This window comes from Bradyrhizobium denitrificans (assembly GCF_013179005.1).
Classification (GTDB): Bacteria; Pseudomonadota; Alphaproteobacteria; order Rhizobiales; family Xanthobacteraceae; genus Bradyrhizobium; species Bradyrhizobium denitrificans.
Window position 1 is genome coordinate 94090 of sequence record NZ_JABFDP010000011.1, and the last position, 20984, is coordinate 115073.

Annotated in this window: 17 protein-coding genes and 1 pseudogene; 13 read left to right on the forward strand and 5 right to left on the reverse strand. The window is 63.7% G+C overall.

The window, feature by feature from the left end:
- Positions 1-139: 139 nt before the first annotated feature.
- Positions 140-712 (reverse strand): PadR family transcriptional regulator, encoded by a 573-nt coding sequence (locus tag HL671_RS13745; protein ID WP_246579667.1) that lies wholly within the window; start codon positions 710-712, stop codon positions 140-142.
- A gap of 83 nt (positions 713-795) precedes the next feature.
- Here HL671_RS13745 and HL671_RS13750 point away from each other — a divergent pair, with 83 nt between their 5' ends.
- The 3 genes from HL671_RS13750 to HL671_RS13760 all read left to right on the forward strand — a co-directional run bounded on the left by HL671_RS13750 (position 796) and on the right by HL671_RS13760 (position 3956).
- The gene (locus HL671_RS13750; RefSeq protein WP_172236700.1) at positions 796-1221 is read left to right on the forward strand and encodes a DUF6194 family protein; all 426 of its coding nucleotides are present in this window, start codon (positions 796-798) and stop codon (positions 1219-1221) included.
- 1707 nt (positions 1222-2928) lie between these two features.
- Positions 2929-3441: a hypothetical protein gene (locus HL671_RS13755; RefSeq protein WP_172236701.1), complete on the forward strand. Its 513-nt coding sequence runs from the start codon at positions 2929-2931 to the stop codon at positions 3439-3441.
- A gap of 8 nt (positions 3442-3449) precedes the next feature.
- Complete coding sequence (locus HL671_RS13760; RefSeq protein WP_172236702.1) at positions 3450-3956, forward strand: hypothetical protein; 507 nt, start codon at positions 3450-3452, stop codon at positions 3954-3956.
- 878 nt (positions 3957-4834) lie between these two features.
- On the opposite strand, the gene HL671_RS13765 is transcribed toward HL671_RS13760, so the two are convergent.
- Together HL671_RS13765 and HL671_RS13770 are read right to left on the reverse strand one after the other, a co-directional pair.
- Entirely contained in the window at positions 4835-5275 is a 441-nt protein-coding gene (locus HL671_RS13765) for an SseB family protein (protein ID WP_012043720.1), read from the reverse strand.
- 42 nt (positions 5276-5317) lie between these two features.
- Positions 5318-7198, reverse strand: a complete 1881-nt coding sequence (locus HL671_RS13770; RefSeq protein ID WP_172236703.1) for a sigma-54-dependent Fis family transcriptional regulator — start codon at positions 7196-7198, stop codon at positions 5318-5320.
- 338 nt (positions 7199-7536) lie between these two features.
- On the opposite strand from HL671_RS13770, the gene HL671_RS13775 reads away from it, so the two are divergent.
- The 10 genes from HL671_RS13775 (at position 7537) to groEL (ending at position 17474) form a co-directional block, all read left to right on the forward strand.
- Entirely contained in the window at positions 7537-8580 is a 1044-nt protein-coding gene (locus HL671_RS13775) for an NAD(P)-dependent alcohol dehydrogenase (RefSeq protein ID WP_012043722.1), read from the forward strand.
- 51 nt (positions 8581-8631) lie between these two features.
- A complete protein-coding gene (locus HL671_RS13780) occupies positions 8632-9009 on the forward strand; it encodes a hypothetical protein (RefSeq protein ID WP_172236704.1) in 378 nt (125 codons plus the stop codon).
- On the forward strand, positions 9009-9308 hold the full coding sequence (locus HL671_RS13785; RefSeq protein WP_246579662.1) for a hypothetical protein: 300 nt from the start codon (positions 9009-9011) through the stop codon (positions 9306-9308). Before HL671_RS13780 ends, HL671_RS13785 begins: the two co-directional genes overlap by 1 nt.
- Positions 9309-9474: 166 nt before the next feature.
- The gene (locus HL671_RS13790; RefSeq protein ID WP_012043725.1) at positions 9475-11145 is read left to right on the forward strand and encodes an aromatic/alkene/methane monooxygenase hydroxylase/oxygenase subunit alpha; all 1671 of its coding nucleotides are present in this window, start codon (positions 9475-9477) and stop codon (positions 11143-11145) included.
- A gap of 65 nt (positions 11146-11210) precedes the next feature.
- Positions 11211-12281, forward strand: a complete 1071-nt coding sequence (locus HL671_RS13795; protein ID WP_172236706.1) for an NADH:ubiquinone reductase (Na(+)-transporting) subunit F — start codon at positions 11211-11213, stop codon at positions 12279-12281.
- Positions 12282-12329: 48 nt separating this feature from the next.
- Entirely contained in the window at positions 12330-13424 is a 1095-nt protein-coding gene (locus HL671_RS13800; RefSeq protein WP_012043727.1) for an aromatic/alkene monooxygenase hydroxylase subunit beta, read from the forward strand.
- Between the two features lie 42 nt (positions 13425-13466).
- Positions 13467-13823, forward strand: coding sequence for an MmoB/DmpM family protein (locus tag HL671_RS13805; protein ID WP_012043728.1), 357 nt, complete (start codon positions 13467-13469; stop codon positions 13821-13823).
- A gap of 105 nt (positions 13824-13928) precedes the next feature.
- Positions 13929-14966, forward strand: coding sequence for an amidohydrolase family protein (locus HL671_RS13810; RefSeq protein ID WP_172236707.1), 1038 nt, complete (start codon positions 13929-13931; stop codon positions 14964-14966).
- A gap of 5 nt (positions 14967-14971) precedes the next feature.
- Positions 14972-15775 carry a metal-sulfur cluster assembly factor gene (locus tag HL671_RS13815; protein ID WP_012043730.1) on the forward strand — a complete coding sequence of 268 codons (804 nt, stop codon included), beginning with the start codon at positions 14972-14974 and terminating at the stop codon, positions 15773-15775.
- Between the two features lie 70 nt (positions 15776-15845).
- Entirely contained in the window at positions 15846-17474 is a 1629-nt protein-coding gene (gene groEL, locus HL671_RS13820; RefSeq protein ID WP_172236708.1) for a molecular chaperone GroEL, read from the forward strand.
- A gap of 84 nt (positions 17475-17558) precedes the next feature.
- Here groEL and HL671_RS13825 read toward each other — a convergent pair whose 3' ends face one another.
- Both HL671_RS13825 and HL671_RS13830 read right to left on the reverse strand, forming a co-directional pair.
- Complete coding sequence (locus HL671_RS13825) at positions 17559-19499, reverse strand: sigma-54-dependent Fis family transcriptional regulator (RefSeq protein WP_172236709.1); 1941 nt, start codon at positions 19497-19499, stop codon at positions 17559-17561.
- A 508-nt stretch (positions 19500-20007) separates the two neighbouring features.
- Positions 20008-20958, reverse strand: a pseudogene (locus HL671_RS13830) (LysR family transcriptional regulator); the annotation flags it as partial.
- Between the last annotated feature and the right edge of the window lie 26 nt (positions 20959-20984).

Genomic DNA, 20984 nt, shown 5'->3' on the forward strand with positions numbered 1-20984 from the left:
CGGCGCTCATACCGTATCTCCAGTGTTTTGATATTTGGAGATAGAAGACGAAAGATCTTCGATTTGAAGCCCCAGCGTGAATGCATGCGGTGATATCGGGCTATAGCGTACAAATCAGATAGCTTCTCATGGCAGTTATTCAGTGGCTACGGGTCGTGCGGGCACGTTTTGGCGGCGCGGCGAGTGTATGCAGCGTGCCGCGGATTTCTTCCAATGATGTAGCCGTCGTCGCCAAATTTGCACGCCAGAGATCAAGCAGGTTCTTTGTGCGGGGCGGCTTGACGCTCGGCTGGACCGAAGAGGCGATGAGCGCCAAACGTTCTGCGTTGTCCCTCAAGCGGTCGATGGTTTCAGAAATTAGGGACTTGGCTTCGGCTGCCGGTAGGCATCCGACGAACGCGATGCCCGCGCTCAACTCGATGAGGTCGAAGCTGGCCAAGGCCTGTCGCAACTGGTCGTGAAACTCGACTTCTCCGGCCTCGTTTATCGCGAAGGTCAGCTTTCCTGGGCCTCGGTTGCCCGGTTCGGGAGCGCCGCTTTCTAGCAGGCCCTCTTTTGTGAGCTGCTGCAGCGCGTGATAGATGGAGCCTGAATGCAGCCGGCTCCACGTTTGCACCTGCCATTCCTCCAACGTCTGCCGAATGGCGTAGCCGTGGCAACGCCCGAGTTCCCGGATCACTCCCAGCACCAGCAGTCTAACTACATTCATCATACGCACCTTTCGCCTCCAGACTAGACAAATTTGACTTCCCGCGCTAGATAGGTAGCCAAACTTGGCTACCTGAGGAGATCGTTGTGGAGATTGCGCTCAAAGACATTTGCGACTGGATTCAAACGGAATTCGAAGACGTCGAGGTTCATGACACCACGCCTGACCTGTATTTCCTTGCGGACGGCAACACAAAATTCCCTTTCGCGACTATCGTGACCCGTGACGAAGATCACGATAGTTCCTCGCAACTGAACCGCGAGGGCAGATACCGCCTGAATTTTGCGACCGACAAGGAGACCTTTCAAAGTCTCTTTCCGGAAATCAGAGGTAAGGCTGATCTCCAAAAAGCGAGCTTTGACTATCAGGCGTCAGACACGTTCTTCCCTCATCCGGTTTATGGCGCGATGCGCTGGGTGAGCGTGATAAACCCAGACTCTGTGTGGCCAAAGTGCAAGACGCTATTGGCCCGAGCACGCAAAATTCGAGAGCTTCGGCCGAATAACTGGTGACTGCAGCGCAGTGGGTCGGAGAGGGGCAAGGACCTGCTTTGATTTGGCTCGGCACTGCCATGCGTCCGCGAGGCGCAATAAATCCTAATCAACAGGAGGCACGCCCTTCGGCAATTCCAATACCTCAAGATCGCCGCGCAGGAAGGCAGCTTGAGGCGCACGGCCGCGATCTGCGAAGTGAATCAATCCAATGTTAGCCGCGAGACGGCTCAGCCATACCCGCTGTTTGAAACGTATACAGCGCACCCGTGCCATGTCCTGATCAGGTGGACAGTCGCAGGCTGATCTGCGGTTTATCCAGTGGCGTCAAAAGCACTGCGCGGCAGCGTCGCCAGGGCCCGGGTTACGGTGACAGTGCATGAAATTAGTTGACGTTCGCCGCGATTGAGAGATGTTGGCTTCGGTAGTGCACTTTGCGCGCCGCCGCTTAGTCGAACAAGACGAACAGGAGTTGCGGCAGAGGATGGTCGCGCCGTCTTGGCAGGTGGCCGACCATCAGTTGCGCTTCAGCCGCGCGTGCGGCTTTCACCCCTCACCCTGAGGAGCGCGCCGAAGGCGGGCGTCTCGAAGGGCGAGGCCCCGTCTGCGGCCTCATGGTTCGAGACGCGCCGCCTTGGGAAGCCGTGATGTGGCGGCTGAGGAGCGAGGCGCTCCTCACTATGAGGATCGGGCGCCGGGGGCGGTGCTGCACGTGAGGCCATGAACACGTTGATCGTCCAACTAATCATCTGCCCGACGGGCAATCATCGGATGCCCCGCATGCGCCAACTGCCTGTCGTGCCAGTTTGTCGCGCACTTATCCCTTGTCACGTCGGGCAAATCACCTCCACATATCAGCGCATCCCGGCTCGCTGAAGAGGGACGTTTCGCGATCGTCATGAAGCGTCGAGCCGGGGAGGCGACGGGCGCGTTGCTCTGCAGCCGGGTGTCAAAAGCCCGCGCCGACGAACGGAGCGAGGCGACGGCGAAATGGTGTGGTCCTGGCATCGCGGTGCTGATGCCAAGCCGGCGGTGATGATGATCTGCGGGCGACGGGGGCAAGACAGCCGATCCCCGGGGAGAGCGCCTATAACCCGAAAAACCGTTGCGCAGGGAAGGCCGGATATTGGGCTGAACCTGTGGTTCTACCGCGTGCTTATTTGCTGCACGCGGACCGCGGGTATCAGTCGATACCCGGCCTTCCCTGCGCCTCTTCATTAAGGGAGAGGTTCTCTCGGGGCGACAACTCGGGCGGAGTCCGCCGCGAGACACCTCAGCCATGCCCGCTGTTTGAAGCGTATAATAGGCGTCGTGCGATGCCGCGCAGCAAACGGGCGGGTCATGGTGATCTGCGGCCTGTCACCAACTCATCTGCTGCGTTTGTCGCTCTGGCTCAAAGTGATCTGCAGCGGCGGTGAAGCATGCCCGAGCCCGGCCCGTCGATCATCGCGGGCCAATTCGTTCATTAGCGAGCGCAGATTGCTGCTTAAGCCATGATTCAAGTCGAGACGCAAAGAGCATGGCTGTTTCGCACTAACAACATCGGGCGATCCGATTTCGACTTGTTCTAGATCACGACGTAGAAGATCTCTATGTCACAGCGCCGCGCGTTGACTTGCATCGGATGGCTGCGCAAATGAGATCAAACAGCACGGTGCACACGACTTGTATTCGCGATCACATCGCACATGTCGAAACAGGGTCAGTCGTCGATCTCATCGGGGTAGGATGGTGAATTCGGATAACGCTATCAAAAGTGAGGCCGACGGCCTCATGACTGTCGACATCAGCGGGCGATTGCTCATCTGGGGGGTCCGCGTCGTCGCTCATTCGCGACGTCTCGGACGAGCGAGCGTAGGCGATCTGCGTCAGGTCTATGAGCAGTTCAAGGTGGCAGACGCCGTGCATTCGCTTGAGGCGATGCTCGACGTGTTCGCGCGCACAGCCCGTGCTCCAGTTGAGCTTCACGCCTCCGGCTGCCGGTGTGTGTCGCTGAGCGAATGCCGGTTGCTGCAAGCCGTAGCCGCTGTCCAATACGGCTGCTTTGACATCGCTCGGAGGCGCTTCGAACAGTGGCTTCCGCCGTCTGCTGCTAGTTGGATCATGGGGCCGGCCTGCGGGTTTGGACGGATTTTCGCCAATGCCGGGTTGATGCTTCCTATTCAGGATGCGGACGACACCGAACGGCAAGCCACGATGGCCATGCGAAGTTGGCAGGTCGGATCGCTCACTTTGCACTAGGACCGCTCATGACGGCCTTTCAACGACCTCGGGATCTGCTCGGCGCCACACATGTCGATGAGTGTGCCGCCACATGCGGGTTTGCGAGATACGAAAGATGGAAGCGCTCAGGCGATTGCGGCCGTGAGGACTGGAAGGCGGTCGTCCTGTCTGTGTTGCGGTCGATTGCGGCGGGCTATGCGACCGGCCATGTGGATTGCTGGGACGCGGCTTTTGATGTCGCCGAGCGGGAGCTGGGCGGTGAGCGCGCGCCGCTCGTTGTCGCCCATGTGGCCGCGCTGGTCCGGCGGATCCGAAAGCATCGTGATCTCGTCTGTCTGCCATCATCGTGCAATCGCCTCTCGGCTGACGAGAGAGCCATTTTGACGGTGATCGCTGGCGGACAGGTTGACGCCCAGCTGCAACAAGCCGGTGCTCACCTTGGCCTGGATTGGCGAGGGATGTCGGCGGTGGCGATGGCGATCCGATCGGCTGCGAATGCCGATCCGGTCGTTACGCTGTCGGCCGGCGAGTGATCTCCATGCTGCGTTTGCAAGGTTAGCCCCCAGGTGGCCCGTTCAAGACAAGAGCCAATGCAACCGCGGTGCGGCGGGGCGGCCAGGACTGTCGGCGCTCAGCGGCGCTGGTCAGCTGCGTCGCCCGGATGAATAGCGTTTGGGGGACGCAGTTCCCGTCCTGAGCCGAAGACGCCGCCGCTCGTCAGCCCGGGGAGCCTGTGGCGCATCGAGATCGGCATAATCGTCCTTTCCGACATGGAACGTGACGCCACCAAGAGCCTTGTTCTTCCGAGATTGGGAGGTTGGCATGCGAAAGTCATCTATCAGGATCCTCATCATCAGCCTTCTGGCGGCCGCTTCGGTGCACGCCTCTCAGGCCCAAGGTGGCGGAGGGGCTGGCGGTGGGGCGGCGGGGGCCGGCGCAGGTTCGGGATCGGCTGCGGCGGGAACAGGGGCCGGTCAAAGCGTTGGCGGCGGCCCTCCCGCCGGCCAGATAGGCGGAGGGCCGCCTGCTCCGAACACTGCTTCGGGTGCCAACGCCGCGCCCAAACGGGTCAGCCCTGATCATCCAGCCGCCGGCCTGGAACATGCGCCGACCGTTGGCGGTGTGATCGGCGGAACCACCGGCGTGCCGCCCAAGGGCAGCGAACGGGGTGGGACGGCTCCATCCACCTTGGGTCAGAGTGGCCCCTCGAACGCGACGTCGGCTCAAGATGCGACGGCGGCAGCGACAAAGTCCGGCGGGGCTCAGCCGGAGATCGTGGACAAGCCTGTGAAGCCGCGGCCCTGCAGCGTTTCAGCCCGCGAGACCGATGGTACGACAACCTGCATTGGCGTTCAGCCTCGCTAGCAGCTCGGAGAGGCCAGTACCCTTCCGCTCCGCCGCGGAAACGTGATCACCGGCCGGCGTGCCGAGCCGCGTCCGCCGCCTGCAGCTTGTCGAAGATCGTCCCATTCATCAGCAGCAGGATTTCGCTGGCCGGCATCGGCTTCTGGCATTCGGACAGCGGATTGAACCAGAAATTCGCGTCGGGCAGCATCGTGAACAGATCGCGGGCCGTGGCGCCCAGGCAGGCCTCCGGTGCCTTGACATAGTCGGAGATGCGCTTCCTCGAGGTGAACGCCGGCAGCCAGGTCAGACCCTGGAATTCGACGCTCGCGACGTTGATGCGTTCCTGGCGCGCCAGCGAGCGGCGTTGCCCGGGCTCGATCCGGGCCTCCGGTGTCAGGACATAGATCTCGGCCTCGAGCAGCGCGCGGTAGAACCGCGGGATGATCGCGGGGTCGCGTCCGGCCGCCTGCATCAGCGCTTCGAGACTGTTCTCCGGTTCGAACATCGTGGCCTCCCTTGGATTGATCGAGCCTTTGTCATGCGCGCGTCAGCCCGGCTTGCCGCGCAGCGCGCGATAGACGGTGTTGCGCGAGATGCCGAGCCGCCGCGCCGTCTTGCTGATATTGTTGCCGGTCTCCGCGAAGGTGGCGAGCACGAGGGCGCGTTGGATCTCGTGCAGGTCGGCCGGTGCGCTTTCGTCCATCTTGATCTTTGGCGCGACGGGCTCGGCGCTGCCGGGTCCGATGGCGGCGTCGACGGTGGCGGCGTCGATTACCGGGCCGGTCTCGCTGAGCGAGAGCCGCGCCAGGACGTTGCGAAGCTCGCGGATGTTGCCGTCCCAGCTCCGCTGTGCAAGCCGCTGAATAGCAGCCTCGGACAGTGCGATCGACGGATCGATCTTCGTCATCAAATGGCGGGCGATGTCGGCGAAGTCGGTGCGCTCGCGCAGCGGCAGCAGCGTCACTTCGAGCGTGTTGAGGCGAAACAGCAGGTCGGATCGGAAGCGGCCCTTGGCGATCGCGTCGTCGAGATTGGCGTTGGTGGCCGACACCAGGAGCACGTCGACCTCGCGCTTGCTGCCGCCGACCGGCCGCACCGTCCAGTCGTCGAGGAAGCGCAGCAGCACCGCCTGCAACGTCACCGGCATGTCGCCGATCTCGTCGAGAAAAAGCGTGCCGCCGTCGGCCTCCTTGAACAGGCCGGCCGAGCCGCCTTTCCTGGCACCGGTGAAGGCGCCTTCTGTATAGCCGAACAGCTCGGCCTCGATCAGGCTGTCGGGAAGGGCGGCGCAATTGACGGCGACGAAGGAGCCGGCGCGCCGGCTCGCCGCATGGGCGTGCCGTGCCATCTGCTCCTTGCCGGTGCCGGTCTCGCCGCGAATGAGGATCGGCATCTTGCGCGCGGCCGCGATGGCAACGCGCTGTACGATCGCAGCGATCCTCGGATCGGCGGAGACGAACGCCGCCGCCGGGCTCTTCGGCGGCGCGGGCCGTGGTGCCAGCACGCGATGCGTCATTGGGAACTGGCGGCTGTTCTCGATCGTCGCGACGAACTGGCTCCCGACATCGTCCTCGAGCCGCTGTCGCTCCTTGCGCCGGCCCTCGTCGACGAAGTCACTGAACCGGCCACGGAAGACATCGCCGAACAGGCGGCCGGCGAAGGCCGGCAGGCCGTGCAGCAGCACGCGCGCCGCGCGGTTGGCGGCGAGAATCCGGCCGTCATTGTCGACGGCCAGCAGGCCGGCGCTCAGCGTGTGCAGATATTCGCCGCGGTTGTGGAAGGCGATCAGTATGTTGCCGCGATGCTGCTCGCGGAACAGCCCGTTCTCGATCTGGGTCGCGGCCATCGCCACCAGCGCCTGTGTGTGCGCCTGGCGCGACATGCAATCGGACGACGCGTCGAGGATGCCGGCGACCTCGCCGTCAGGCGCGAAGATCGGCGCCGCCACGCAGGTCAGGTTGTTGTAGCGGGCGAAAAAGTGCTCGCGGCCGTGCACGACGATCGGCCGCTTCAGATAGGCCGCCGTGCCGAGCCCATTGGTGCCGCAGATGCTCTCGGTCCAGATCGAGCCCGCACGGATGCAGGCGGCATCTGACGCATCGCTGAAGCTGGAATCCGAGATGCTGTCGAGCAGAAGCCCTTCGGCGGTGGCAAACGCGATCATGAAATTGGAGCCGGCGATCTGCTGATGCAGCGTGTGCATCTCGGCCAAAGCGAGGCCGCGCACCAGCGAGCAGCGTTGCTGCTCCTGCCGCAGCACGGCGGCATCGACGAATTCGGGCGAGGGCGGACGCAGCGCATCGAGACCCAACGTGATGCAGCGCATCCAGCTGTCGTAGATGTCGGCCGACATCAGACCGGCTGGCGGATGCCCCTCATCGTCGAGCTTCAACCACGCGCCATCGAGGCGCCGGCTGGCAGGCAGCATCGTCCATCCTCCCGGTCCGCGGCTTTGCCTTATTCGGGCCGCCGCGGCTGTTTGATTGTTCGTGATCTGGTGCTGCTTCGATCAGCATAGAGCAATCGCGCGAAAAGCAAAAATGCGCCGCTGCCGTCGCAAGCTGTTCTTGCATCGCGAAAACTGTTCCGTCCCGGAACAGTTGTGCAATCAGCATTGATCCGCGGCGGACCGAAGACCGGCGCAGGCGCGGCTGAGAAGATCCGGATTATCAGCCTGTTAGCTCGCTGGCATAGCTCTTGCTCAACTCTCGTCAACGACGGCTGCGACACGTTGACGTCGAAACGAAAAATATCCGGGGGGAGTTCATGAAGGCCGCGGTTCTCCATGCATTCGATGAAAAGCTGACGGCGAAGGAGTTCGTCAGATACGAAGAGGTCGCCGACCCGAAGATCTCGCGTCCGATGGACGTGATTGTGCGCATCGGTGGCGCCGGAGTCTGCCGTACCGATCTTCACATCGTCGAGGGCATCTGGCGCAGCAAGGTCGATGTCAAGCTTCCCTACATCATGGGTCATGAGAACGCAGGCTGGGTCGAAGCTGTTGGCCCTGGCGTCGAAGGCGTCAAGGTCGGCGACAGCGTGATCTGTCACCCGCTGGTGACCAGTGGCCATTGCCTGGCGTGTCGGCGCGGCAACGACATGCACGCGCTCGACAGCTCCTTTCCTGGCATCAACGCCAATGGCGGCTACGCGCAATATCTGCTGACCGGACAGCGCTCGCTGATCAAGCTGCCAAAGTCGCTGGCGCCGAAGGACGTCGCGCCCTACACGGACGCCGGCCTGACGGCCTATCGCGCGGCCAAGAAGGCGTCGCGTCATCTGCTGCCGGGCGAATACGCCGTGGTGATCGGGGCCGGCGGCCTCGGCCATATCGGCATCCAGGTTCTCGCGGCGCTATGTGCGGCGGAGATCATCGTCGTCGACCGCTCCGACAAATCGCTGGAGCTCGCCAAGACCTGCGGGGCGCACCACCTGGTGAAGGCCGATGGCGGCGAGGTCGAGGCGGTGCTGGCGCTGACCGGCGGTCGCGGCGCGGAGGCCGTCATCGACTTCGTCGGCGAGGGCGATGCCATCGCCAAGGGTCTCGCGATGACCGCCAATGGCGGCTCCTATTACATCGTGGGCTATGGCGGCAAGATCGATCTGCCGACCATCGACATGATCACCACCGAGAAGACCATCGTCGGCAATCTGGTCGGCACCTATGCGGAGCTGGTCGAGTTGATGGCGTTGGCCGACCGCGGCCTCGTGAACCTGCATACCAAAGAATACCGGCTGAGCGAGGCCAATGACGCGCTGCATGACCTGCATCATGGGCGTATCCACGGACGCGCCGTGCTGATCCCGTAAGGCGGGCGCGGCCAGATGCGCGGTGTCCACCCCAATCGTCGAACGAGAGTGATGCTCGTGACCAAGTCCAGCGAAAGCGGGCCACAGATCACGGCCGAGGAAGCGGCCCGGCTGCAGCAGGCGCGCGACCGCATGATCGCGCGGCATAGGCTGATCGAGGGCATCATCCGCAATAACGAAATGCAGCTCCGGAACGAAAGTGCGCGCGGCGGCGCCGAGATCGAGCTGGAATGCGCGCGGCGCGATGTCGCGCGCTCGGACAGCGGCCGCGCTGCGCAGGACGAACTCGCCAGGGTGACGGAGCGCCTGAGCCAGCTTCGCGACGAGCACACCCGCCTCGTCGCCGAGCGCGAATGGCTCAATCACGCGCTGTTGGAGTTCGACAGCTCACCCACCGAGGATGACCACAAACGGACGGGACATGCATGATGAGCAAGGTCGACATGAGCAGGCTCAATCTCAGGACGTCCGGTGCGCCCGTCTCGGCGGTGCCGCCGGTTCGCAGCCAGACACACCCGCCGCCAGCGGAGCCGACCGAGGAGGACCGCTCGAAGGACGCGTTCTTCGCGACGGTCGGCGAGGTCGCCGAGGCGATGATCGTGCGACACGGCAAAGAGTTTGCCATCGGCACCTTGGTGCTGGCGGCGAAGTTCGTCGCGGAAGGCCGGCCTCTGGTCAGCCGCGGCACGGAAGCGGGCGGGGCGGCGGACGCCGCCAAGCCGGTCTGAAATGCCAATTCATTGCGGGAGTCAAAGTCAATTTTCGGACCTCAAAGTTGATGGGCAGACGTGAATTTGCAGGAGACGTCGCGGGAGTCGTCGTTTGGCGTAGCTCCTTCGATCGAACGATCAAGGCCTGACCAAGAAGCTGATGCAACGTTCAAAGGAGAAGGAAATGTCTGCAAGTCTGACGCTCAATAAGATTACCGCCCAGAAGGGCATCACGATTGCCGAGGCTGCCAATCGCGTCGCGGATCTCGGCTGGACGCCGAGCTACGTCCAGGAGGCGATGACGTTCCCGACCGACTACAAGATTTCGAAAACTCCCCGCGATCCGATGAAGCAGGTCCTGCGCTCGTATTTCCCGATGCAGGAGGAGAAGGACAACCGCGTCTATGGCGCGCTCGACGCGGCGCTGCGAGGCGACATGTTCCGCAATGTCGAGCCGCGCTGGGTCGAATGGATGAAGCTGTTCCTGGCCATCATCCCGTTCCCGGAAATCTCAGCGGCGCGATCGATGGCGATGGTCGGCCGGCTGGCGCCGGGCGAGGAGCTGCGTACCGGCTTCACGATGCAGATGGTCGACGAGTTCCGGCACTCGACGATCCAGATGAACCTCAAGAAGTGGTACATGGAGAACTATATCGATCCGGCTGGGTTTGATATCACCGAAGCCGCGTTCGGCAAGTGCTACGCCACCACCATCGGGCGCCAGTTCGCCGAGGGCTTCCTGACTGGGGACGCGATCACCGCCGCGAACGTCTATCTCACGGTGGTCGCCGAGACGGCCTTCACCAACACCCTGTTCGTCGCGATGCCATCGGAGGCCGCCCGCAACGGCGACTACGCACTGCCGACCGTGTTCTTGTCGGTGCAGTCCGATGAATCGCGCCACATCGGCAACGGCCACTCGATGCTGATGGCGATGATCAACGATCCGTCGAACCATCAGCTGCTCGAGCGCGACCTGAAATACGCGTTCTGGCAGAACCACGCCATCGTCGACGCCGCGATCGGTACCTTCATCGAATACGGCACCACAAACCGCGACAAGAACAAGGAGTCCTATGCGGAGCTCTGGCACCGCTGGATCTATGAAGATTACTATCGCACTTACATGCTGCCGCTGGAAAAGTACGGCATCAAGATCCACCATGACGACGTCGCCGCCGCCTGGGACCGGATCGTCAAGAAGAACTATGTCCACAAGACCGCGCAGTTCTTCGCGGTTGGCTGGTCGGCGAACTTCTGGCGCATCGAGGCCCAGACCGAGAAGGATTTCGAGTGGTTCGAGCACAAATATCCGGGTTGGTACGCTGAGTTCGGCGACTTCTGGAAGTGGTATGCGAAGCTGAGCGTGCCGGGCGAGACCAACATCCTGTTCAACAGCGACGTTGGCTACGTCTATCCGCACCGCTGCTGGAGCTGCATGGTACCTTGCCTGATCCGCGAGGACTTCGTCTGTGACGAGGTCGACGGCAAGATCTATACTTATTGCTCGGAAGGCTGCCGCTGGACCCATAAGGTGGCATTTGCCGCCGAGTATGAAGGCCGTGCCACGCCGGCAATGGGTCGTTTCAGCGGTCGCCGTGAATGGGAAGACTGCTACCACGGCTGGGACATTGCCGACGCCATCAAGGATCTCGGCTTCGTTCGTCCGGACGGCAAGACCCTGACGGCCCAGCCGCATCTGCGGTTCGACGCCAAGGACATGTGGACGCTCGATCACGTGCGCGGCCACCAGCTTGGCAGTCCGCTGCGCGGCTTCCGCGCGCTCTCGCCGATCGAGCGCGAGATCGCGGTCGCCGACTATCGCAAGGGCTTCACCATCAATCCTTGCCATTGACGATACGAGAGCAGGGGGCCGGCGCGCCGGCTCCCTGCGATCATCTGCTTGAGGTGCCGGGGAGGATGTCGATGTCGGTTGGTACGAAGGCTGTGGTGACGGACGTGCAGGTTCACAAGGTGCGGTTCGAGCCTGTAGGGATCGAGATGGAGGTCGAGGAAGGAGAGACCGTGCTCGATGCGGCGTTCCGCCAGGGCATCTCGCTGATGCATGGCTGCAAGGAGGGCCAGTGCGGAAGCTGCAAGTCGAAGCTCGTCGATGGTGACATCGAGCTCCTGAAATATTCGACCTTCGCGCTGCCGGATTACGAGAGCGAGAACGGGCATGTTCTGCTGTGCCGGACCCACGCCTATAGCGACGTCAGCTTCGAACTGCTGAATTACGACGAGGATATGCTGCGGCGATCGATCGCGGTCAAGGCGTTTCGCGGCCGCGTCGCGGCGATCACGGCGCTGACGTCTGACATCCGTCTGCTGGAGATCGAGATCGACAAGTCGATGAAGTTCTGGGCCGGCCAGTATGTTGACCTGACGATCGACGACGGCCGCATCACCCGTGCCTTCTCGATGGCTAATGCGCCGGGCGAGGGCACGCGGCTGAGCTTCATCATCAAGAAATATCCGAATGGCGCGTTTTCCGCCCAGCTCGACGGCGGACTTGGTGTCGGCGATGTCGTGATGGCGAAGGGTCCCTATGGCACCTGCTTCCGGCGCGAGGAACGGCCTGGCCCGATGCTGCTGATCGGCGGCGGCTCGGGGATGTCGCCGCTGTGGTCGATCCTGGCCGACCATATCGCCAGCGGCGAACAGCGGCCGGTCCGCTTCTTCTACGGCGCCAGGACGCGCGCCGATCTGTTCTATCTCGACGAACTGGCCGCGATCGGCCGGCAGCTCAACGATTTCAAATTCGTCCCGGCGCTGTCGCACGCCTCGCCCGAGGACGGTTGGGACGGCGAGACCGGCTTCGTGCACGAGGTCGTGGCCCGTCACCTGAAGCAGGAGAACCTGGCCGGGGCAATCGACGCCTACGCCTGCGGCCCGACGCCGATGATCGATGCTGTGCTGCCGGTCCTGCAGATCAATGGCGTCGAGCCGGACCACATCTATTTCGACAAGTTTACGCCGGCGGTGCGATGACGGCGTTCGGACATCGTCGCAACACAACAGCAAAAGAGGGAGGTCGTCATGAGTGCACAAGCAAGCGGAGCCACTGTGGAGCCGGGTGTCGTCAAATCCGGCGCGGCGGGATCGGCCGTGTTTCCAGGCTCCGACAGCCGCAAGTATAATTATTTCGAGCCGAAGGGCCGCAAGGCGACCCATTACGAGGACATGACGGTCGACGTCCAGCCCGACCCTGAGCGCTATCTGCTGCAGGACTGGATCATCTCGTTCCCGGACGGCACGCCGACCTACAGCAAGGACTGGACGGCGGCGAAGAGCTCCAACTGGCACAAATTCCGTGCCGTCGACCAGGAATGGGAGCGGACGCATTATCAGCGCCAGTCGACGATCTGCGGCATGGTGCAGAACACCATCGAGAACGGCCGCAAGTCCGGCGCACCCGCGCGCTTCGACCCCGCCTGGGTGAAGATCCTGCAGAACCATCTCGGCGCCTACAAGCATGCCGAGTTCGGCCTGGGAACGTCGACGATGCAGGCCCAGCGTTATGGCTACACCCAGATGGTCAACAATGCGATCCTGACCAACTCCTCCTACAAGCTGCGCTTCGCCCAGGATATCACGCTGTATCTCAGCGAGATCGCGCTCGACCTTCCCGGCTTCGACGTCAACGCCGGCAAGCAGCACTGGCTGGAGGATCCGATCTGGCAGGGCGTGCGCAAGTCGATCGAGTCGGTGATGGGATCGAACGACTATCTTGAACAGTATTTCGCCACCAACGCGGTGTTCGAGCCTGTTGTCGGTGAGCTGTTCCGGTCCGGCTTCCTGATGCAGGCCGCATCGGCCCAGAACGACTTCATCACGCCGGCCGTCGTGTCGGCGGCGGAGGCCGATTACGAGCGCAATCTCGCCAACACGGTCGAGCTGTTCCACATCCTCGGCACCGATGCCCAGCATGCGGCGCACAACATCGCGCTGTTCAACAAATGGCTGGCCAAGCACGCCGAGCTCGCGCTCGACGCAGCCAACCGGCTGCAGCCGATCTGGTCGCAGCCGCGGGTCAAGGTCGTGACCTTCAGCGATGCGCTCGCTCAGGCCAAGAACCGGATCAGGGGCATTGCCGCCGAGCTGGGGCTGACGGTTCCCGCCATCCTGTCCTAGCCGAAGCCAACACGTTTCACTCAATCCGTCAGGAGAGCCACCATGATGCAGGAAGCCGACAACATCTTCAAATCGATGAAGGACATCAAGTTCGAGGACACGGTGTCCCACCAGTGCGGGGTCACGATGAACGACAGCGTCGAGGCGCGCGCCATTGCCGACGTGATGAGCCGTCACGACCACATCACCGTGACCTACATGCCGGCGATGATCCGGATCGACGGCATCGGCAAGATGGAGTTCAAGATGGACGAGATCTCCGAGGAGCTCGGCCGCGAGATGACGCCGCATCTGTTCGAGATCGCGACCTCGACGCATTACGGCCGGATGGTGATGATCGACGACAACACCGTGATGCTGTTCGGCGACATGAACGAGATGATGAAATACATCGTCTGAGCGGGAATGAACGGCGTCCGGCCGGCTTTGTGCCGGCCGGATCAACAGGGCGCCGCCAGCAACGGCAGGCCGCATCACAATCAATCTGGGAGCGGGAGAAGCGCGATGTACAGGACGGCCAACGGCGAAGAGATATTCGTGATCGATGGGCATACCCACTTCTGGGACGGCAGCCCGGCCAATCAGAAGAACATTCACGGCAAGCAGTTCATCGAGTGCTTCTATGCCTACCACTCCAACCTCAGCCCGCCGTCGGAGAGGTGGGAGAAGGAGAAATTCGAGAAATACGATGCCAAGACGATGTTCGACGATCTGTTCGTGTCGGGCTATGACGACATGGCGATCCTGCAACCCACATACCTGACGGACTTCTACAAGAACGGTTTCAACACCACCGAGCGCAATGCCGCGATGAAGAAGAGCCATCCGGATCGCTTCATCCTCAACGGCGCGTTCGATCCGCGTGACGGCAGCAAGGGGCTGGAAGATCTGCACGCGCTGGCGGAGAAATACAAGCTCCAGGGCGTGAAGCTGTATACGGCGGAATGGCGCGGCGAGTCCAAGGGCTACAAGCTCTCGGACAAGGACTCCTACAAATATCTCGAGGCGGCGCAGAAGCTCGGCATCAAGAACATCCACGTCCACAAGGGACCGACGATCATTCCCTTGAACCGTGATGCTTTTGATGTGGCCGATATCGACGACGTCGCGACCTCGTTTCAGGATCTCAACTTCATCGTCGAGCATTGTGGGCTGCCGCGGCTGGATGATTTCTGCTGGATCGCGACCCAGGAAACCAACGTCTATGCGGGCATCGCCGTGGCGTTGCCGTTCATCCACTCGCGGCCGGGCTATTTCGCCCATGTGATGTCGGAGCTGTTGTTCTGGCTCGGGCCGGACAAGATCCTCTATGGCAGCGACTACGGCATCTGGACGCCGAAATGGCTGATCGACAAGTTCATGGCGTTCGAGATTCCGGAGGACTTGACCAAGGAAACCGGCTCGGTTCTGACCTTGGAGAACAAGACCAAGATTCTCGGCCTCAACGCCGCGCGGCTCTACGGCATCGATGTCGAAGCCCAAAAGAAGAAGATCCGGGCTGGCGGCGGCTACGCCCATCTGTCCGAACCCGTGCCGGCGTGAATGCCATGAGCGGGCATGTTGCAAGGAGCCTGCCGGAACGGGACCGGCAGGCGGAGCACTGGCAGGCCGGGCAGAGCCAGGTCGAGACCAGGCAGACTGAATTGTGGGGCGCTCTGCAGAGCGTCATGGATCCGGAGCTCGACGAATCCGTGGTCGAACTCAACTTCGTCACCAAAGCGGATATTGACGCTGCGAACCATGTCCAGATCGAGTTCCGGCTGCCGACCTATTGGTGTGCCGCCAACTTCTCGTTCCTGATGGCGGATGACATGCGCCGCGCTGTGGCGGCGCTCGCCTGGGTCACCGGCGTCAGCGTGGTGCTCGGCGAGCACATGTATGCGGACACCATCAATGCCGGGCTGGCGCGGGGCCTGTCGTTCCAGGAGACGTTCGGCGTCGAGGCCGATGGCGACCTGGATGATCTGCGGCGGACGTTCCTCGTCAAGGCGTTCCAGCGCCGTCAGGTCGCGCTGCTCAATCATCTCACCGGGACAGGACATTCGCCGGAGACGATTGCGGCGCTGACCTTGTTCGAGCTTCGTGGCCTGCCTGTCGACGACGAGGGCGACCGGCTGCGGCGGCGTTATCTCGAGCGGCGTGGCGTCGTGGCGGCCGCGGACGACGAGATGCCGGCCTTCGTCGACGCCGCGGGCCTGCCCCTGAGCGCCGAGCGCTTTGCCGCCTACGTCTCGGGACTGCGGCGTGTCGGCGTCAATGCCGAGTTCAACAGCGCGCTGTGCCGCGGCCTGCTGTCAGTGCGGTTCGATCTGGAGACGCCCTTCGTTCCAAAAGCACGCGCCTCGGCCTGACCGGCCGGGGGGATAACAAAGTCGCGCCGGCGAAGACGGCGAGCGATCAGGCCAATGGGAGGTTGAGAACATGCCGAAGATCATGCTGCATGACGAGGCGGCGCGGGCCGCATTGGGGCGGGGCGTTGCCAAGCTCGCCAAGGCGGTGCGCGGCACCCTGGGTCCGAAGGGAATGAACGCGATCATGGACCGTCCGATCGGAACGCCGATCGTGTCGCGCGACGGCGTTAGCATTGCCAGCGAGATCGAGCTGGAGTGTCCGTTCGAGAATATGGGCGCGCAGGTGCTGCGCGAGGTGTCGAAGCAGACCAATGACACCGCTGGCGACGGCACCACCACGGCGACGGTGCTGGCCGACGTGCTGGTGCAGGATGGACTGAAATGCCTCGCCGCCGGCGCCAACCCGGTGGAATTGGTTGAGGGACTCGAGCTTGCGGTGGCCGAGACGATCAAGAATCTGAAGCGCTCGGCGATCGCCCTGCAGGGCTCGGCGGGTCTGCGGGCGGTCGCAAGCATCGCGGCCAATGATGCCGCGCTCGGCGACATGGTCGCCGAAGCGTTCGAGCGCGCGGGCACGCACGGCATCGTCGCCGTCGAATATGGCAGCACGGTCCAGACGACGCTGGAAGTCGTCGAAGGCATGGCGTTCGAGCGCGGCTATCTCTCGCATCACATGGTGACGGATGTGGAGCGCATGCAGGTCGTGCTCGACAACCCGTTCATCCTGATGACCGACCACAAGATCCACAGCGGCGAACAGCTCGCCGGCGTGATCTCCCTGGTGGAGAAGAGCGACCGGCCCTTGCTGATCATCGCCGAGGAGGTCGCGCCGGTCGTGATCATGCAGCTGTTGGCGCGCCGGGAGAAGACCAACTTCAAGGTCGCCGCGATCCACCCGCCGGAGTTCGGCCATTGGCGGAAGGCCATGCTGGAGGATATCGCGATCACGACGGGCGGCCGCGTGATCTCGATCGATCTCGGCGGTCGGCTGGAAAAGGTCGAGCTGCAGGATCTCGGCGCCGCCCGCCAGGTGCGGATCTCCGCCTCCAAAACGCTGATCACGGCGGGCGCCGGCGATCCGGACAGGATTGCCGCGCGCCGCGCGCAGGTGATGCGCCAATATGAGGCGGCGCCGGAGAATATCGAGCGCGACAAGTTCCAGGAGCGCATCGCCAAGCTCTCGGGCGGCACGGCGATGATCCTGGCCGGCGGAGCGACGCCCGTCGAGCAGAAGCGCCGCACACAATTGATCGAAGACGCGATTAATGCGACGCGGGCGGCGATCGAGGAGGGCATCGTGCCGGGCGGCGGCTTTGCGCTGCTGAAGGCGGCGCCGAAGCTCGACGACCTGATCAAGGGGCTGGATGGCAGCGTGCGGCAGGGGGCTGAGCTTCTGCAGCGTGCATTAAGCCGCCCGCTGTTTCACATCGCGGCCAATGCCGGCCTCGACGCCGAGGCCGAGGTCAAGAAGGTCGCCAAGGGCGCCAACGGCCACGGCCTCGACGCCCGCAACGGCGCCTCGGTCGATCTCGTCAAGGCCGGCATCGTCGATCCCGTCAAGGTCTGCTACAGCGCGGTGCGCAATGCCGCTTCCGTTGCCGGGCTGATCCTGACGACGCAGACCTTGATCGCGAAGAAGCCGGACGATTACGACCCGACCGCCGGTCCGGCCCTGGGCGGGGGCGCCGAGTTGCTGTGAGCCCGCGCGGCTTGCGCCGATGATGAGCCGGGCATGGGCCCGGCTCTCGTTGTCCGCCGATCGTGTGAAGCACTGCGCTGGCGATTATGGCCGCGGCTGGCCGAGCGCGCGATAGATCGTGTTCCTGGACACGCCGAGACGGCGCGCGGTTTCGCTGACATTGCCATTGGTCTCCGCATAGACCATCAGGATGCGGGCGCGCTGGACGTCGTGCAGCGATCCTGTGTCCTGCGGCGGCCGCGCGATCACCTGACCGATGACGTGGCCGATCATGGCATCGACGCAGGTCTCGTCGATCAGCCCGTTGGAGACGCCGAGCGTGAGCCGCGCCAGCATGTTGCCGAGCTCGCGGATGTTGCCGTGCCAATGGTTCGACGCCAGCCGCGCCAGCGCCTCCGCCGTGATGTCGCAGCCCGGATCGATCTTGTGCAGCAGCTGCCGCGCAATGGCGTCGAAATCGCAGCGCTCGCGCAGCCGCGGCAGCCGCACCTCGAGCGTGTTGAGCCGATAGAGCAGGTCGGACCGAAAGCGTCCCTCGGCGATCGCCTTGTCCAGCGCAGCGTTGGTCGCCGACACCAGGAAGACGTCGACCTTGAACGCGCTGCCGCCGACCGGCCGCACCGTCCAGTCATCGAGCAGGCGCAGCAGTACGCCCTGCAGCGCAACCGGCATGTCGCCGATCTCGTCGAGAAACAGCGTGCCGCCATCGGCCTCCTTGACCAGACCAATGGCGCCGCCGGACCGCGCGCCCGTGAACGCGCCATCGGCATAGCCGAACAGTTCGGCCTCGATCAGGCTGTCGGGGAGGGCGGCGCAATTGACCGCGACGAAGGCGCCGGAACGGCCGCTGGCAGCGTGGGCATGGCGCGCCAGCTGCTCCTTGCCGGTTCCGGTCTCACCGCGGATCAGGATCGGCATCTTGCGCGCCGCCGCGCTCTCCACGCGCCGCACGATCGCGAGCACGTTCGGGTCTTCGGCAACAAATCGGGGCCTCTTGTTCCCGGCTGACGTCGCCGGCGGCTGAGAGGCCTGCGCGTGGTGCGACGGTGCCGCCGGAAGCGCGGCGTCGCGCCCGCGGATGGCCACCGCACCGCGCTCTCCGGGGGCGCGGCGGCGGGTGTGCATCACGACGATCGCGCCGACACCCGTGCTGCCGTTCTTGACCAGCTCGAAGCTCGCATGCGGCAGGATCTCCTTGAGCTTCGCCGGCCAGTCCTCGAACGCGACCGTCTTCAGGAACCGCGTCGGTGCGTCGCCGTCGGTGTTGAGACCGTTGTCCTTCATGGCGCGCAGCCCACGCTCGGTCGCATGCAGGATGGCGCCGCGGCGGTCGAGCAGGATGCATTCCTCGGTCGCCCAGGACGCGCGCTTGGCGATGAAGTCGCACAGCAGCTGCTCCTTGTCCTGCCGCGCCAGCTGCGCCAGCACGCTCTCGACGTGATGGCCGACCGCCACCGCCAGCGCCAGGCTCTGCGGATTGAACGTGCTGGCGGGACCGGAGATGTCGACGACGCCGAGCAGCTCGCCATCGCTCGGATCGTGAACCGGGACGGCGGCGCAGGTCCAGCGCTGGACCTCGGTGCAGAAATGCTCGGCGCCGTGAATCTGCACGGGGCACGAGTCGGCCAGCGCCGCGCCGATTGCGTTGGTGCCGATGTCGGCCTCGCTCCAGCGCCCGCCGTGCTCGAGATGCACTGCGCGACCGGCATCGATGACCCTGGCATCGCCCTGGGTGTCGATGATCAGGCCGGTGGGATCAGTGAGGATCATGATCGAGCCGGCGTCGCTCAGGAACGTCCTGGAGTTCTGCAGCGCGCAACGCGCGGCCTGGCGAAGCGCCGCGTGCTTGGCGCGCTGGCGAAACAATTCAGCCTCGGCGACGAGCGGCGCCTTCGCCCGATCGACCGTGACGCTGTGCTGCCGCGACCGCTGCCACGAAGCGGCCACTGTCGACCTCACGTCGCCCGACAAGGTGCCGCGCTCGACGAATTTCTGCCATGCGGCCCGTACGTCGCGTTGGTCCATTCCGGTTCCTCCAACGTGTCGATGCCCGCTGCCCACGTCGCCTCGCGATCAAACGCCTGCTGCGGATGTCATGGCGTGGCCAATCGGCCATTCATCAGCCGCAATTGTCGAATCGTTCGAGCCGTTCGAACCTGCTACCTCCAAAATGTCGGAAAATATGTGCGCGTGCGACAACGAGGGCGACGAACTCAGCCCGTCAACCACCTTGCTCGCGTTTCACGTCCCCGACGTTCCAGCGCTTCGTCGACGCTGGTAACGCCCGACCTTATACGCCTTGGTAGAATGCGCAAAGCCGAACTCATCGCGTTGCTGATCAATCATGCGACAATTTGAACGCGCATCGCATCTGCTCTGTCCAGCAATGTTGACATGCACCGCATCCGAATGGCTGCAACACACGACATCGCCGCAACCATCAACGCGCCTCGCGCATCGGTGTGCGATGCGGGACAGCATCCATCATCTCGCGGCCCCGACGTGCTAGCCGGCTACTACGTTGCATCGCGGTTCAAGCTTGAGAGGGCGGCCGCGCTTGGCGTGCGGGCCGAGGCGTCACAGACGTGGCCGCGGACTCACGACGCTCGCGCGGGCCGATGCTTGCTTTCAGTCGTACAAATTGCTGCTTCAGCCGCGGAACCGCGAAATCGGTGAAGGCGCGGACCTTGGGGACTGACAACCGGCCCTGCGGAGCGATCACATGCGCGGGCATCTCCGGATCCTCGTCGCCGGCGAGCACGATGTCGAGCTCACCGCGCGCGACCTGCTCAGCCACCTGATATGAGTACATCCGCGCCACGCCACGGCCGGCTACGGCGGAGGCCACGGCCGCATAGGTGCTGTTGACGACCAGCCGCGCCGTGAACTGCTCCGTCCGCGGTGCTGACGATCCAGCCGCCGGCGCGAACGTCCAGGAGTTCGGCAGATGCGCCATGGCCACGATCTGGTGCTTGGCGAGATCACCGGGCTCGGCGATGCGTGGATGCTGCTTCAAATAGCGCGGAGAGGCGACCACGACCCGGCGCACATCGCCGAGGCGGAATCGCGACCATCGCCGAATCCGCCAGCGGACCGATGCGCAGCGCGACATCGAAGCCGTCCTCGATCAGATTGACCGCACGATCGAACAGCAGGAGCTTGGCGGACACGGTCGGGTCGGCGTCGAGAAACGCATCGAGGATGGGGCGCAGCACCATCTCGCCCGAACCACCGGCGCCGTGATGGCGATGACGCCGCGCGGCGCCGCCTTCCGGCCGGCCGCGATCATGTCGGCCTCTTCGAGCTCGGCGAGCACGCGGCGGCAGATCGCGGCATAGCGCTCGCCTTCCTCGCTCAGCCTGATCGACCGCGTCGTCCGGTGCAGCAGTTCGGCGCCGACCTGGTTCTCCAGGAAGCTGATGGCGCGGCTGACCGCCGCCGGCGAGCGGCCGAGCTTGCGGCCCGCGCCGGCGAGGCTGCCCTCCTATGTCCTCGTCAACGGAAGTGGTG